Origin of the sequence: Sinomonas terricola (genome assembly GCF_034931225.1) — a bacterium.
GTDB classification, from domain to species: Bacteria; Actinomycetota; Actinomycetes; order Actinomycetales; family Micrococcaceae; genus Sinomonas; species Sinomonas terricola.
Genome location: NZ_JAYGGQ010000005.1, coordinates 145741 through 162020, shown reverse-complemented (window position 1 = coordinate 162020; position 16280 = coordinate 145741). Strand labels below are relative to the sequence as shown.

Genomic DNA, 16280 nt, shown 5'->3' with positions numbered 1-16280 from the left:
CCCCTAGTCGCGCGCGACGGCGCCGGTCACCGTGCTCCGACCGACGGCGCGGCGTTGGGCGAGCAGGATGAGCGCTCCGACGGCCAGCGCGGCGACGTAGAAGAGAGCGGCGAATTGGAAGACGACGGCGTACCCCCGGGCGACAGTCGCGACGTCGGGGTTCGCTTCGTGATGCACGGCACCTCCGAAGACCACCGTGAGCAGGGCGAGGCCGATCGACCCGCCGAGCTGGTGGGCGGTGTTGACCAGGCCCGAGGCAGCGCCGGCGTCGGCCGCGTCCACGTCGGCCATGCCGAAATCGGTCAGCAGGATGATGGCGATGCCCTGGCCGATGCCGAGTACAAGCAACGGCAGCAGAATCTGAGGGAAGTACGCCGTCCCCACGTCGATCCTGCTCAGCCACCCCATCCCGACCACGGCGAGCCCGAGGGCGGCGACCAGCAGCGCGGCCTTGCTCAGGCGTGGGGCGAGGTAACGCACCACGTAGACCATGGCGAAGAACATCGCTGTGATCGGGATATAGGCCACGCCGGTCGCGAGCGGGCTCATCCCGAGGACGTTCTGCAGATATTGGCTGAGGAAGTAGAACGTCGAGAACATCGCGCCGACTATGAGGATGCGGCAGAGGTACGCGCCGGAGCGCTGCACGTGCGCGAAGAGCCGCAGGGGCGTGATGGGGTGCTCTTGGCGCAGCTCGACGAGCACGAATCCGATGATCAGCACACCGGCCGCCGCGAGCGGCACCAACGTGCTGGGGCTGCCCCATCCCGCTGACGCGGCCTCGACGAGACCGTAGACGAGCGCGGACATTCCGAGCGTGATCGTCAACGCACCGGGAAGGTCGATGCGGCCTCTCCGACGCTCGGTCTCGGGGAGCACGCGCGGAGCCCAGGCCAGCACCGCGGCGCCGATCGGTACGTTGATCAGGAGACCCCAGCGCCACGAGAGGAACTGGGTGAAGACCCCTCCGACGATGATGCCGACGCTCGCGGCGGCGCCGATGACCGCACTGTAGACCGCGATAGCCCGCGAACGCTCCTCCGGGGCGGGGTAGGTGGTCACGAGCAGCGCGAGGGTCGATGGGATCGCGAATGCCGAGGCGAAGCCCTGAAGAGCGCGGGCCGCGACGAGGACGAGGGCGGTCGGGGCGATTCCCGCCATCAGGGAGGCGACGGTGAATACAGCCACCCCGGCGATAAACACGCGGCGACGGCCGAGGAGATCACCGGCACGGGCACCGAGGAGCAGCAGCCCCCCGAAGACCAAGACATAGGCATTCTGGATCCACGACAGCGACGCGTCGCTGAAGCCGAGCTCACGCTGGATGTGGGGCAGGGCCGTGGTGACGATCGAGGCGTCCAGCGTCATCATCAGCTGGCAGCCCAAGATCACGATGAGGACGATGGAGCGCCTGAGGGCGTCCGGTCTGGCCAAGATGGCTGATTGGGACATGGGGGTGGTCTCCGCTCTGAATTAACTATCGAGTTAGTTTCTCCATTTGAGCACACCGTTGGCCAGTTAGCAACTAACCGGTTATTAACTATGATGGCTGCATGGCCAGAAACCCCGATGCGACCCGTGCCCGGATTCTCGACGCCGCCGAGGCGGAGTTCGCGACGTACGGCATTGCCGGCGCGCGCGTGGACCGGATCGCGGAGACTGCCCCGGCAAACAAGGCGCTCATCTACAAGTACTTCGGCAACAAGGAAGAGCTCTTCGACACCGTCTTCGCACAGCGGGCTCTGGCCTTCGTCGACGAGGTGGAATTCGACGCTGCTGATCTGCCCGGGTACGCCGGCCGCTCCTTCGATCTCTATGAGCGCTATCCGAGGACCCTGCGCCTCACGACGTGGTACCAGCTCGAACGGGCAGAAGGAACCATCCCGGCAATCGTGGAGTCGAACGCGAACAAGCTGCGCAAGATCGCCGAGGCGCAGGCCGCCGGTCAGCTCACGACTGCGTACAGCCCGCTGGAATTGCTCACTGAGGTTCGGGCGCTGGCGATGAGCTGGCACCTCCATACGCCGGAACTCGCCGTCGTGCCTCGACCCAGCCGGGAACGGTGCCGCGAGATCGTGGTAGAAAGCGTCCGGCGCCTCGTGGCCTGACGGGACCAGCCTGGGTGTCAGCCCAGCCCTACGTCACCGTGAACGTCGTCTGGCCTACCGTGTGGGGGCGGTCGATCTGCTTCGGGACTTGGAGGTACGCGGTGCAGGAGCTCCCCGCCGGTGGGTAGATCGTGGTGGTTCGGCCCGTGCCGTCGGCGCCGATGACGACGGTCAGCGTGGTGCTGTAGACGGCCGCACCGTTGACCGTGCACACGACCATGACCTGGTAGAAGTCCCGGTTGTTGGCTCCCGTGACCTTGAAGTAGACGCCGCCCGCCGCCGTCACCGTGCTGCCGCCCGCCGCGGGGACCGCGGCGATGCTCGGGCCGCTCGTACTCGCGGTCGGGCTCGTCGTACCGGAGCTCGTGGACGTCGTGCTCGTGCTGGTAGTGGACGCGGTGGTCGTGTTCGCCGCGGGAGCCACAGCGGGCGCCGAGCTGGCCGAGCTCGCGGTGGCAGTCGGCGTGGCCGTCGTCGTCGTGGCGCCGGCCGGCGGGGCGACCGCGCTCGTGATGGTCACGGCCGCAAAGCCGCGCGCGAGGTTATAGCCGGACACCGGGAAGACCTGTACCCAGAAGAACTCGACCGGCTCGTACTTCGCGCTCCCGTTGACGGTCACCTTGATCGTCACGGACGTCGCGCCGGCCGCGACGGTCACGGTCCCGGACGCCGCCACGTAGTCGCCGGCGGCGACCGTGGCGACCGGCCCGTCGAGCGTGGTCCAGCTCAGGGTGAGCGGGCCGGTCGGCGCGGCAGAGAGCGTGATGGTAAGCGTCGCCGTCGTGCTTCCGCTCGTCGGGGCGGTGACCGCGGCGTCGGCGATCGAGACCGTGGGCGGCGGCGGGGCGGCGCCGGTGAAGAGCGCGTCGTCGGTCAGGAAGTGGAACGAGTCGAACGACGCCGACCCGGACTGGGCGAGCGTGCCCACCCGGCCGTCCGTCAAGGCGGCGTTGAAGACGTAGCTGCCAAGCACGGTCCCGTTGAGCGTCACCGTGACGACCGTGCCCTTGAAGACGAGGTCGAGCGTGTAGTCCTTGCCGGCGGTGAGGGCGGCGGCGAAGGACTGCTGTACCTGCCAGCCCCGCCGTGGGTCGGCGTGGCCCACGATGACGCGCTGCCCCGGGACGTCGAGCGCGACGAACTTGAAGTCGTTCGGCGCATACTCGTCGAAGACGAGGCCCGCGACGCCGTTCGTGTTCAGCACCGCGACGGCCTCGACGTAGGAGATCGGGTCGATGAGCTGTCCCTGTGGCGTGTAGCTCGTCGTCGAGATGGCCGGCGAGGAGCCGGCTGCCGTGCCGTACCGCCCGTACGCGACGTTCCAGATGCCGGTCTGATCAGAGGTGAACGAGTCGGCGGCGCCGTCGTCGAAGTAGCTCGTGCGGTCGAGGGTCACCTGCGGCGGGAGCACCTGGAGGGCGATGTTGTCGATGAGCCCCTGCGAGTCGTTCGAGCCGAAGCCGATGAAGCCCTTGTTGAGCGCCACCTGGTCGCCGTTGGGCAGGACCCGCGCGGCGAACGTGTAGGAGAACGCCTTCGTCCCGTTGATCGTCACTGTCACAACCGTGCCGTTCACGGCGACGAGAAGGTCGTAGAACGTCCCAGGCGAGAGCGAGCCGGTCACGGAGCCCTGCGCGTCATACCACCAGCCGCCCGCGTCGCGGTGGCCGATGACCATCTTGTTGATCGAGTCGTCGATGCCCGCGAACTTGAAGTCCGTAGGGCTCCAGTAGTCGAAGATGACGAACGAGTTGGCCTTCCAGCCCGCCGTCGGCTTCTGGACGGAGATCGACGCGCGGACCTCGTAATAGATGGGGAGGTAGGCGTCGGCGTACCAGACGGCGGCAGCGTCCTTTCCAAGCGACGCCGCGGCGACCTGGAGCTGCCCGTTCGCGACCTGGAACGAACCGGAGTCGACGGCGAAGCCCTGGAGCGTGCCGCCGTTGAAGTCGGCCGAGCGGAGGACGTCGCGCTTCCCACCGGGCAGGTTGCCGGCCTGCGGGTCGGTGGGCCCGCCGGTCTGCTGCTGCCACAGGCCGTGGTCGTGCTGCGTCACGAGGCCGAGTTCGCCGTCGGGCTCGCCATTGCGGGCGGGATCGTCGCCCGTGTCGGTGGCCCGCGTCGGGTCGGCGCCCTGCGAACGCGAGAGCGCGTACAGGAACTCGGGGAGCTGCGGCTCGACCTGGCGGCTCACGGTCGCGATGCCGAACGGCGCGAACGGGACGATGTAGCTGTTGAACTCGCCCACCCAGTCGATGAGCCGGTCGCCGCCCGTATTGCCGATGAGGATGTCGAGCCCGCCGCCGCCGAACGCGCGGTCCTCGAAGCTCGAGTTCGGGCCGTCGGGGACGTCGTTGAGGCCGTAGCTCGTGCCGGTCGTGAGGTCGTCGTCGGCCTGGAGAAGGTCGTTGCCGTAGCCGCCATACATCGTGTCGTTCCCGGTGCCGCCCACGAGCCAGTCGTTGCCGAGGTCGCCGAAGAGGACGTCGTTGCCGTCCGAGGCCACGGTGCTCGTCTGGGTGCAGTTGCCCTGATTGTCGACGGCGGTGCACGCCGTGACGGGGTCGCCGAGGGTTGCGTCGTTGTTGAGGAAGAATTGGAGGTTCTTGAGCGGCGTACCGCCCTTCCACACGGTCCCGTCCGGGTTGAAGAGGATGATCCGGCGCGGATCGTACTCGTCGTAGAGGAGGAACTCGCCGAGGCGGCTCGCGACGTGGTGGTTGGAGTGCCACGCGTTCGTGTCCGCGCCGAAGTGGAGGATGTCGCCCGGGTTCCACGGGTGGTTGAAGTCGGTCCGCGTGACGCCGACGGGGTTGCCGTTCGCGTCGAACGCCTGGACGTAGCTCTCCGCGCGGGCCTCGGAGCCGCTCATCGCGTCGTCGCCCGCACCGCCGTGGAGCTGGTCGTTGCCGAGGCCGCCGAAGATGACGTCGTCGGAGTTGTTGGCGTCGTAGGCCGGGTTCGCGGCGCCCGCCGAGCGCGGGGTGAGGTCGAACGGCGTCTCGTCGACCGCGGTCGTCAGCGCGCCGTTGTGGTTGATCGTGGCCTGCTGGACCATGCCCGGCGTGTAGATGAACTCGTCGAGGACGTTGCCGTTCGCGATGCGCGTGTTCGGGTCCGTGGGCAGGAGCGTGAGGACGCCGTAGAGCGGCTCGGAGAAGCACCCGCCGGAGGCAGTAACCGTGTTGGGCGCGCAGCCTGTCGCAACCCACGCGCTGCCGTTCCACGCGACGCCCGTCGCGCTGTTGCGGCTCGTGAAGATCCGGCCGTCGTCGCCGAGGACGGTGTCGTCGCCCGCGCCGCCCGAGATCCAGTCGTTGCCCCAGCCGCCCACGATCTGGTCGTTCTGCGCGTCGCCGAAGACGATGTCGCTGCCCGGGCCCGCGTACACGGTGTCGTCGCCGGACTCGCCGTGGATCTCGTTGACCCCGCCGATGTCGTACAGGCGGCAGTTCGGGTTGTAGACCGGGTTGCCGTTCGCGTCGAGCGTCGGGGCGCACGCCGCGAGCTGTGCCGCGAACAGGAGGCTGTGGGCGCTCGGCAGGATCGGGCTGCACACGGGCTGCGTGGGCGAAGTGTTGCACGTGCCCGTGGTGCCCGCGGGGAAGAAGAGGTCCGGCCGGAAGTCGGGGCCGCCCGGCGTGTAGTCGAGGAGGCTCACGCCGCGAACCACCTGCTGGCCGTCCGCGTTGTACTTGCACGACACAGGGCGGCCGGTCGCGTCGAGCGTGCAGCGCGTGAGGTCGTACGTGTCCCAGTTGTAGGTCACGTAGCGCATCGTGTCGGGGTTGCTCAGGAGCAGGTGGCAGTCGGCGGACGGGGTAGACCCCGAACCTGCCACAGTCGCCGCGCGGCAGCCCGACGTGTCCGTGCCGTTGACGCCGACGATCCGGATGATGTCCCCGTTCGCCCCGACAATCGTGTCCGCGTCGCGCGAGTGGATGTCCCGGTTGAGCGTGCCGTCGGCGAGCTGCCGGTTCGCGGTCGCGTTGAGGCCGCCGCTCTCGCCGACCTCGTTGTTGAGATCAATCTGCGTTCCGGCCCCACCGAAGATGAGGTTGCGACCCAGATCGCCGACGACGGCGGAGGCCGGAACGTAGGTCGGGTTGCCGTAGGCGTCGCTCACCACGGAGTAGGAGCCGCCGTCGGGCCGCTGGTACGGGCTCGTGAGGCTGTAGAAGTCCGAGTTGCCGCCCACGAGGTCGTCCTGGCCGAGGCCGCCGAAGATCACGTCGTTGCCGGCGTTGCCCTCGATGTAGTCCGAGCCGTCCGTCGCACGCTCGACCGACGGGTAGACCGTGAGCGGGCCGACCGGGTCGCACACGACCGTCCCGGGAGCGCCCGTGCAGCCCGTCGGGATGCGGAACGCGCCCACGCGCTGGAGCGCCGTCGTCGGGCTTCCGGGGGCGACCCAGTCGATCGAGCCGTCGCCCTGGACCGTGTCGTCGCCCATCTGGCCGAGAATGACGTCGTTCGCGCCGCCGCCAGCGAGGTAGTCGTTGCCCCACGAGCCGAGCCACTTGGCGCCGTCGTCCGCCGCGAAGTCCTGCCACAGGTTGGAGACCTTGTATTCGGCCCACCACGGGACGTCATTGTTGGTGCGGTAGTTCTGGGCGATGCCGTTGGTCAGCAGAGTGCCGGAGTTGTAGGCGTCTACTGGATTAGACGCCGTGCCGCCGCACGGGTTCGCGAGGTCGGAACGGCTGTAGAGGAGCGTGCCGCACAGCGACTGGAAGCGTCCGTTGGTCCAATCGCCGTAGCTGCGCTGGATCGAGACGTTGTCGCCGAAGACCATATCGTCCTGGCCGCCGCCGTCGATCGCATCGTTGCCCGCGCCGCCGACGAGGAGATCGCGCCCCGCGCCGCCATAGATCCAGTCGTCGCTGCCGTTCTGGAGCGCCTTCGAGTCGACGCTCAGGACGCCCATGCCGCCGTCGGTCTGCGTGCCGGCCGTGCCCAAACCGCCGGTGAGGAGCGTCGTTTGGAGCTTCTGGAGCTTGCCCGGGACCGGCTTCGTCGTGTCTCGCGCCCCCGAGACGTCCTGGGTCACGACGCCGAGGTCGCCGAAGATGATGCTGTCGTCCTGGCCGATCGTCGTGCCGGTGACGCCCGCGATGGTGCCGGCGCCCTCGCCGTACAGGAGGTCCGGGGCGGCCTTGAGAAGGTCGCGGTCGGGGTACTGTGCGGCCGGGTAGCCGGCGGGGCCGTTGCCCGCCGTCGCGACGGTGAGGAGCCGCGTGATGAGGTCGACGTTGAAGCCCGAGTCGCCGTAGATCAAGTCCTCGCCGCGCTCGCCGAAGACCGTGTCAGAGCCCGAGCCGCCCGCGATCTGGTCGCCCGTCTGCGAGCCGATGAGCGTATCGTCGCCCGCGCCGCCGTACATCGTGACGCCGACGCTCAGGAGGTTGCCGTTGGCGTCCGTGCCCGCGAGCACGTGGGCGTCGATCACGTCGTTGCCGCTGAACTGGAACGGGTTCGCGAGCGGGAAGACGAAGAACGGAGCGCTGTTGCCCACCCGGTTGAGGACGACGACGCTGTACACGCCCGTCGTCGTCGCGCCCGGCGTCGTGACCGGGAAGGCGGGGCCGGCCGGGAAGTCGGCGAGCGAGAGCGCGAGGTTCACCGAGATGGCCGACGCCGTGACCGCCTTGACGATGCCGACGTACTGCGAGATGGCGGTCACCGTGCGCGACTGCCACGGCATGGGCGCGATGACGGGGCCGTTGAGGAGCATCGTCTGGCGGCTCACGTCGAAGCCCGTGACGGTCCAGACGCCCGTGAGGCCCGAGATCGTGACCTGCATGCCGGTCGCGAACGCGGAGCTCCACGTGCCGCTCGCGAGCGTGATGCGGTCCGTGCCGAGGAGGATCGAGCCGGTCTGGACGATCGGCGTCGCGAGGCTCAGCGCGAGTTCCTGGCCCACGGCGAAGCCGTCGTGGAGGAACGAGCCGCTGCCCGTGCACGCCCCCGTGCAGGAGTTGAGCGTGATCGTGCCCGTGTGGCCGTCGCTCGAGAGGGCGAGCGTGACGTTCGCGCCCTCGATGTGCGGCATGGGCTTCGGGCCGAAGTTGTGGAGCGTGAGGTGCGTCGGGTCGCCGCCGTACCAGACGCCGTCCTGCGACGTGTCGCCGTAGAGGACGAGCGGCGAGGCCGGCCCGCCGCCGCCCGTCACGGTGATCGTGTCGCCGCCCAGACGGACGGCGCTCACGAGGCCGGTCCACGAGCTTGCTGCGGCGAGCGCGCCGCCGTTGACGGTGATGGTGCCCGCGGCCGGGTCGATGGCTGTGATGATGCGGTAGCCCGTCACTCCGTCGATGCGGACGAGCATGCCGACGGCGAGGCCGGAGCCCGCGAGTGTTCCAGCGGGCAGGCCCGTGAAGGCGACGACGCCGCCGTCGGACGTCGGCGTGATCGAGCCGCTTCCGGCGACCCAGAGCCGGCTCACGGCGCTCACGACGCCGGTCAGCGCACCCGGCGTGAGGGCCGCGCCGTCGACGATCATGACGGCGCCGTCGGACGGGTTGCCGTCGGCGTTGAGCGCGCTGCTGTTCGCGAAGGCGACAATCGTGCGGATCCCGACGCCCGGGATGTAGACGCGCTGGCCCGCGCGGAAGCCGAGGGCCTGCCACGCTTGGCCGTTCGAGATCAGGACGCCGTTGCCGGAGACGATGCTCAGCATGCTGTGCGTCGGGGCCCAGCCCGCCGGGAGCGGCGTGCGGACGGCGCCGTTGCCCGCCGCGAGCTCGTCGACAACGGAGACCTGGCCCGTGAGCGGGCCTGCGGCCAGCGCAGTCGCGCCCGCGAGGAGCATGACGTCGCCGGGCAGGCTGCCCGCGTTGCCGCTGTTCGCGAAGCCCGTCACGGTGTAGAGGCGGCCGTCCGGGGCCTCGACGAGCTGGCCCGCGCGGAAGCCGAGGTCCGCCCACGCGAGGCCGTCGGCGCGGACGAGGCCCTGGCTGCCGCCGACCGTGAGCACCGCGAAGGTACCCGTGACGAGCAGCGGGCTGTTGCCGCCGCCGTGGACCGCCGTGATGCCGCCGTGGTGCGCGAGCTCGCCGCGCTGGCCCGTGATCGGGTTGAAGTCGCCGCCCTGGACAAGCGTGCTCTGGACCGTGAACTGGTCGTTGCCCTGGCCGAGCATGATGTTGAGGATCTCGATCGTCGAGACGGCGCCGTCGGTCGAGTACTGGCCCGTGTTCGGGTCCACGCTGAGCGAGCCGTAGCTGATGCCGCCCGGGAACGTGAGGGGCTCGCCCCACGGGAGGCGGTGGGTCACGGGGTCGGCGAGGTTGCTGAAGTCGAGGCCTGGGCCCATGTTGAGGCCCGTGACGGCCGTCGACGTGAGGTTGCCCGTGAGGTTCTGGTGGCTGCCGTCGTCATAGATGTTGAGCGTGTCAATCTGCTGCCACTCGGGCACCTGCGCGGCGACGCGGAACGGCGGCGTGTTGCCCTCGCAGGGCAGGAGGATCGCGGCCTTGAGCGAACGGTCGGAGGCCGTCGTGCCGCCCTCGACCGAGAGCGGGCCCCGGATCTGGTCGAGGCGATGGGCCTGCTTCGGGAACGTCACGAGGTTCGAGCGGCCTGCGGGGACCACCCAGTTGACGTCCGCGACGAGGTTCACGGTCTGCTGGATCCACCAGTTCGACGGCGTGAACGTCACTGACGCGGCCCACTGCGTGACGGTCGCGAGCTGGCCGACGGCGGCGGGCTTGGCCGCGCTCGTGAAGTACAGGACGTTGAGCGTCCCGCCGTTCGCCGAGCCGAAGGCCTGGATCTTGTAGAAGGTCGCGTCCCCCGAGATCTTGACGACCATGCCCTCGGTGAAGCCGCTGTCGAGCCAGCTCGAGCCGTCGTCGCGGGTCAGCGCGCCGGTTGCGGCGTTGTAGGAGAGCGTGTGGCCGGCCGTGCCTGTGAAGATGCCGGCGTCCTGGAGCTGGCTGATGATGACGCCCGCGAACGGGTTCGCCCAGTCTGCACGCGCCACGGGGAGCGGGCGGTCGAGGGTGAGGGACCCGGCGGTGAGGCCGAGGACCTGGTAGTCGCCGTCGTCGGCCGTTCCCGTGCCGCTGATCCGGATCTTCTGGCCGATCCGGAAGCCCTCGTCGAGGAAGCTGCCGAGGTCGGAGCCGTTGCCGCGGGTGACCGTCGAGCCGGAGACATTCAGGAAGCCCTTGAACGCCTGCGCCGCGCGCTGGCCTCCGTACGGCTGGTACGACGCGCCGCCGAACGGCGCCACGTCCACCTGGCCGTCGGTGAGGACGAAGACCGTCACGGGCGCCGCGGGCGCGGAGTTGAGCCGCAGGGTGTACGAGTCGCCCGTGCCGGGGACCGTGCACGCGGCGTTGCCGCACGCCTGGACAACCGTCGAGCCGTCGCTCTGCTCGACGAACACGCCCGGCGTCTTGTCGCTGATGACCTGGACGTCGACGCGCGAGCTGATGCGCGACGCGGCGGCGAGGTACGCGGCGTCGGTCGTGGACGGGTCGATCGTCATGATGATCGCCGTGTTGTGCGGGTCCATCGCCGCGATGATGTTCCGCGCGTGGACCGTCACGATCACCGGAACGTACCAGTTCGCGCTCGTGAACGTCACCGTGTAGACGTACGGGGTCGCACCGCACGCGGTCGGGTCGCTGAACGCGGCGCCCTGGGCGATCGCGAAGCGGCCGTCGGCGCTCGCGAGGCAGACCATGTTGTCACTCGGCACGATCCGGACGACGACGGTCTTCCCGGCGGCGGGAGCCTTCGCGAGCTGGACCGTCAGCTGGTCCGAGACCTCGGTCGTGGCGGTGCCCGCGAGGACCGTCGTGTCGTTGTCGAGGTGGCCCGTGGTCGGGTCAGTCTGGCCGACGAGGACGTCCGCTTGGTCGTTGTCGTAGATCGCCGCCTCGACGTTGCGCACGATCGCGCCGTCGAAGTTCGGGTCGGCACTGATGACCGAGTGGTTGACCGTGACAATGCGCGTTCCTTCGGGCCGCGTGTCGTCGACCGCGTAGAGGTACACGGTCTGGTCGCTGTTCCAGTTCGTGCCGTCGAAGACGAGGACGAGCGAGCGGTCCGAGACGCTCTTCGACGCGCCGCCGAGGAGGATCTGGCGGTAGAAGTCCGCGAGCGCGCTGCCCGTGAGGTTCGCGGCGAGGAGGATCGTGTCCCCGGCGTTGCCCGTCGGGGCGCCGTCGGGCAGGGTGCCGACCGTGAGCTGCGGGTGCTCGGTCGACGGTGGGTAGGCGGCCGAGACGGTCACGTACACCTTGCACTGGGCGTCGGTGAGGCCCGCGCAGACCGGGTGCGCCGCGAGGTGGACGGTGTACGAGTCGAGCGACGGGAGCGGCGGCGTGCCGCCACAGAGCGACGAGGTCGGGCTCAGGAGATAGCAGCCGCCCTCGTACACGGCCGTGAAGCCGCCGCTCTCGGTGATGACCACTTGGCCCTGGCCCGGCCGCGCGACGGTGACCGGCACGCCGTCGGCCACGAGCCCGTTGTAGCCCGGGTCCGTCGAGACGACGCCGTGGTTGACGGTGCTGCTCGTGCCCTGGATGTTGAGGGCGAACACGTCCCCGGCCACGTCGCCCGCGACGTTGATCGTGTCGCTCCCGAGGCCGCCGATGACGCGCGTGGCCATGCCGGGCGCGGTGGAAAGGACATCAATGGTGTCGTCGCCTTCGAGCGCGTCGATCTCGAGGATCTGGATGTTGACGTACGAGACCGACAGGCCCGCGCCGTAGATCGCGTGCGCGGTCACGACGATGTGGTCCGCAAACTCAGTGCCGAGGATGACGACCTTGTTGAAGCCCGTGCCGCCGTCAATCGAGACGGGCGCGTTGAGGTTGTACTCGACCTGGTTCTGGCCCGCGCCCGTGCGGATGTCGCTCTCGGCCGCGGTCGAGAAGCCGCTCGTGAGGCGCGGCATCGCGATCTGGTCCTGCGCGTTGATCCACACGATGTCGCACGTCGCGCGCTCGGCGTCGGTCAGCGAGACGCTCGGGTCGGTGCAGCTCTTGCCCCCTATCGAGGCCGGGAGGCCGTGGCCCGTGCGGACCTCGGCGAGCGCGAAGGCGCGGACCACGAAGAGGTCGTTGCCATCGTCGCCCTCGAGGCGCAGCGGGGCCTGGTTCGAGTAGACGGAGAACGTGTCGTCGCCCGCGTCGCCGACCGCGACGAGCGGGGCCGAGGCGCCCGCGGAGACCCAGCCGCGCGTCGTCGCGACGGTGCCGAACACGTCCTGCGGGTTGAGGTCGCCTCCGCTCGTGTCGCGCGTGATGCCGTCCGCCGAGACGCCCAGGTTCGAGGAGAACGCGTTCGCGTCGCGCTGGCGGCCGTAGATCTGGCCGATCTGGAACGAGTCGTTGCCCGCGCCGCCGTCGAGCGTCGTCGTCACGGTGACGTCGTCGGACGCGAAGACGTCGTTGCCGCCTAGGCCGTTGACGGTGAGCCGTCCGTTGATGCCCGTGTCGTAGTTGATGCGCTCGTAGGACTGGGGGCGGAGGGCCGGGTTGCCGGTCGGGTCCGATGTCGTGACGTCGTTCGTGAGGAGGCTCACCGTGACGTTGGCGAGGGCGACGTTCGACGTCGGCACCTGCTCGGTGGTCAGGGAGACGCCCACGGGGAGGGTCTCGGCGAACGTGATCCACGTGCCGTTGGGGTCGACGCTCGAGACCGTGTAATCGCCTGCCCACACGCCCGCGGTCGAGCCGCCGAGGTGGACGCGGAGGCCCACGAGGCTGGCCGCGAACGTGCCCACAGGGGCTCCCATCAGGGTGCGGCCCGGCGCGGTGCCAGCACCGCAGCCCGTCGAGGTGAAGCACAGGCTCAGGTTGCCCGTGAAGAGCGGCGTCCGCGCGCCGAACTGGCCGTGCAGGAGGGCCACGAAGCCCGGATCGTCCGAGCGCTCGCCGGCCGTGTTCGACGTCGGCGTCGAGGCGATGAAGCGCGAGCGGCGCAGGAGGAAGATGTCGTCCGTCGGGTACGGGTTGCCCTGGGCGTCGTAGCCCGAGAGCGCGCTGTCGTAGCCGTTGACGGTCAGGTAGTCCGTGCCGTCGGCGGGCGCGCCGGTGTCGAGGACGTTGATGACGTAGTTGTGGCACGTCGAGCCGGTCGGGTCGCCCGCGAAGCACGGCTGGCTGCCTGTCGTGGTGATGACGTACGTGTCGGTTCCGCCCTGGCCGTCGAGCGTGAGCGTCATGCCGTCCGCGACGTCCATGGTCTGGAGCTGGTTGACGAAGATGAAGTCTTCGCCGTCGCCGGCCGGGGCGTACGAGCCGCCCGCCGTCGGGGTGTTGGAGCCATAGACCCGCGTGATGTTGCGCAGGTACGTCTGGTCGAGGCTGACGATGTCGGCGTCGGCGTTGCCGAAGATGCGCGTGAGGTGGCACGCGTGCCCATCCTTGTCGAGCTGGCTCACGCACGCGTTCGTCTGCGTCCCGCCGAAGTTGACGGTTCCGTTCGTGGTCTGGGCCGTGCCGGACCACAGCTCGCCGTGCAGGTGCATGACCGTGCCCCAGCCCGGGTCGGGGACGCCGACGGCGGAGCCCGCGGCCGTGTTGGAGAAGTCGCCGTAGATGTCGATCCACTGGGCGGCGCGGATGCTCGCGACGAGCGACGGGTTCGCGTCCGTCGCGACCCAGCCTCCGCCGGCGGCGTTGTAGCCGTCCGTCGTGATGTTGTCGCCCACCCGCAGGAGCACCCAGCCCTGGTCCGCCTGGATGAGCCCGCGCTGGATCTGGCCGTTCGCCGTCGTGCGCGGGGCGTTCTCGACGAAGAGGAGGCTGCAGAATTGGCGGCCGCCCGCCGTCGTGCTCGCGCACGGGAGGAGGTTGAGGTCCTCGCCCTGCGCCGCGGTCTCCGCCACGGTGAGCCGGACGTTGCCCGCGAACGTCCGCGCGAGGACGACGTTCATCGGGGCCGGTGTGCCGAAGTCGCTCGGGTCTGCGGAGTCCGGGATCTCGGTGACGAAGATGCCTGTGTCGGCCTCGAACGCGACCGTCGCGGCAGGCGAGGTCGAGGACGCGCTCCACGGGGTCGTGAAGCGGCCCGAGGAGATGTCGAGGTCGTTCGTGCCATCGGCCGCGCCGATCGATCCGCCTACGGCCTTGATGTCGATCGTGTTGCCGATGACGTCGGCGGCGGTGTCCCCGGTGGGACCGTTGGCGTCGATCACGGAGCCCTTGACGCTCACGAGCGAGACGTCGCCGCGCGTCCGCACGAGGTGGATCCTCAGATCGTCGGTGTTGGCCGGGTTGCTGTTGCCGATTTCGGTCACGAAGACGCCGAGCGTGTTCGCGGACGCCGTGTCGATGGCCGTGAGGACGCCGGTGTTGGTCCGGAGCGCGTCGACGTTGATCTCGAGGAAGTCGCTCGGGAGGCCGATGCCGCCAAGGGCCCCGCCGGTTCCGGCCGTGAGCTTGATGTTGACGCCCGAGACGTCCACCGACGTTTCGTGGTTCGCATCGAGGATGCGCTGCGGCGAGGTCAGAACGACGTCGTTCTGCGTCGAGTCGATGTGGCCCACGAGCATGTCGCCCGCGAGCTCGGTCGCGGTGATCTTGCCGTTCGTGGTGAGGAAGATCTGCGCGACGTCGGCCGCGAGGTAGCCGCCGGCCATGCTCGGATCGTCCACGGGGCTGTGGCTCGGCGAGCCGCCGGTCCACGCGACGTCCGTGTTGATGGTGAACGTCACCGTCGTCGTCGGCGTCGCCGCGCTCACGACGTGCGTTCCGTCGTCGATCGCCGTCGTCGCGCAGTACTTGGGCTCCTGGGCGGCGTACGCGGACGACGTCGAGACGTGGCAGATGTCGAGTTCGTCACCCGAGCGGGCCTCGGCGAAGACGTACGCAGAGTCGAGCGTCGACGTCGCGGTCCCGAACGCCCGGAGGATGCGCGCGAGGTTCGGGTCGGCGGTGTCCGGCTCGTAGTGCGTCTGGTACTGGCCGCTGCCCGGGTTCGTGGCCGTCGAGCCGTACGGGCCGCCGTCGGCGCCGACGCCGGGGTTGTAGCCCGTCGGGAAGACGTAGTGGTAGTTGCTCGTCGCGGCGTGGTACGCGTTCACGGTCACGAGGACGTTGCTCGCGAGGTCGTTGCCGTTCTTGCTGTCGTTGACGACGACGTCGAGGTCGTCGCCCGCGGTGAGCCGCGTGACGGTGACGGTGAGCGCGGAGCCGAGGGCTTCATCGGTGCGGCGGTTCGCGGTGAGGTCGAGCACGAGGTCAGCGCCGGCGTCGGCGGTGATGGAGAAGTCGTGGTAGGCGCCGTCCACGCTCTGGTAGCGGACGAGTTCGACGGCGATCGGGTTGCGCTCCGCGTCCTGCGTCCCGGGCACCGGGTGCTGGGCGGCCTGGTGGCCCACGTTCCCGTGCGGGGCGGACAGCGTGAGGATGTTGGTGCGGATGACCTTGGTGGCGACGGCACCCAACGGTCCGGCGAGGATGTCTCCACTCGCGTTCTCGATGTCGGTCGTGCCGATCGGGTTCTCGATGAAGTTGTCGAGCCGGATGAACGGGTTCCGGACGGGGCACGTGTACGCGCACGTGTTCTTGATGAGGACAAGGGTCGGCGGGAACGTGTACTTGATGTCGAAGTCGAAGCTCGCGCCGACCGATGGGGGGCTCAGGCCGCTCACGCTGTGGCCCGTGCCGGGCTTGATGTCCTGGACGCGAACCTCGATGACCGGCGAGTTGACGGTATTCACGACGTCGATCTTGTTGACGATCATGCTCAGGTTCGAGGCGTTGAGGAGCTTGACGTAGTTCCACGTCTGCTGGAACTGGAACTGGCCCAAGCCGCCCCAGATCTCGCCCTGGGGTGCCGACGAGCCGTCCGTGAACGTCGGGACGTTCGCGAGGAACCGCGCGTTTGCGCCGTGGTTGTAGAGGATGTCGTCGACGCTGAACTGCGTGCCCGTGAGCTGGCCGACCGTGTGGATGCCGTTGAACGGATCGTCCGTGAAGACGTGGCCGTTGAGGTCGCGCACGGTCGCGTTGACGAGCTTCGTGACGTTGCCCGCCGCGTCCACTTCGACCCACGGATTCGGTTCGCCGAGCATGATGACGGTCGATTCCCAGAAGATCCAGCGTCTCAGGTTCTGGCCGCCGCCGCTGCTGTCCGAGCCGCCGAAGTCGAGGAAGCCGCCGCTGCGGTCCGTGTGGCGCAGGTAGTGGTCAACGAGCTGGTTGACCG

General features: G+C 69.3%; 3 protein-coding genes (1 of these 3 running past the window's edge). 1 reads left to right on the top strand and 2 read right to left on the bottom strand.

Annotated features, from left to right (window positions below; genetic code table 11):
• Window positions 1-3: 3 nt before the first annotated feature.
• A complete protein-coding gene (locus SPF06_RS08890) occupies window positions 4-1452 on the bottom strand; it encodes an MFS transporter (RefSeq protein WP_323278679.1) in 1449 nt (482 codons plus the stop codon).
• Window positions 1453-1553: 101 nt separating this feature from the next.
• Between SPF06_RS08890 and SPF06_RS08885 the strand changes: the two genes are divergently transcribed.
• The gene (locus SPF06_RS08885; protein ID WP_323278678.1) at window positions 1554-2108 is read left to right on the top strand and encodes a TetR/AcrR family transcriptional regulator; all 555 of its coding nucleotides are present in this window, start codon (window positions 1554-1556) and stop codon (window positions 2106-2108) included.
• 28 nt (window positions 2109-2136) lie between these two features.
• Here the strand turns inward: SPF06_RS08885 and SPF06_RS08880 are convergent, their stop codons facing one another.
• Window positions 2137-16280 carry the end of a hypothetical protein gene (locus tag SPF06_RS08880; RefSeq protein ID WP_323278677.1) on the bottom strand. 20104 nt of this gene lie beyond the right edge of the window, so the window shows 14144 of its 34248 coding nt (coding positions 20105-34248); the start codon falls outside the window, past its right edge; its stop codon occupies window positions 2137-2139.

Bases quoted from the DNA above. Each gene is read 5' to 3' on its own strand.
- SPF06_RS08890 (WP_323278679.1), bottom strand. From the start codon at position 1,452: ATGTCCCAATCAGCCATCTTGGCCAGACCGGACGCCCTCAGGCGCTCC.
- SPF06_RS08885 (WP_323278678.1), top strand. From the start codon at position 1,554: ATGGCCAGAAACCCCGATGCGACCCGTGCCCGGATTCTCGACGCCGCC.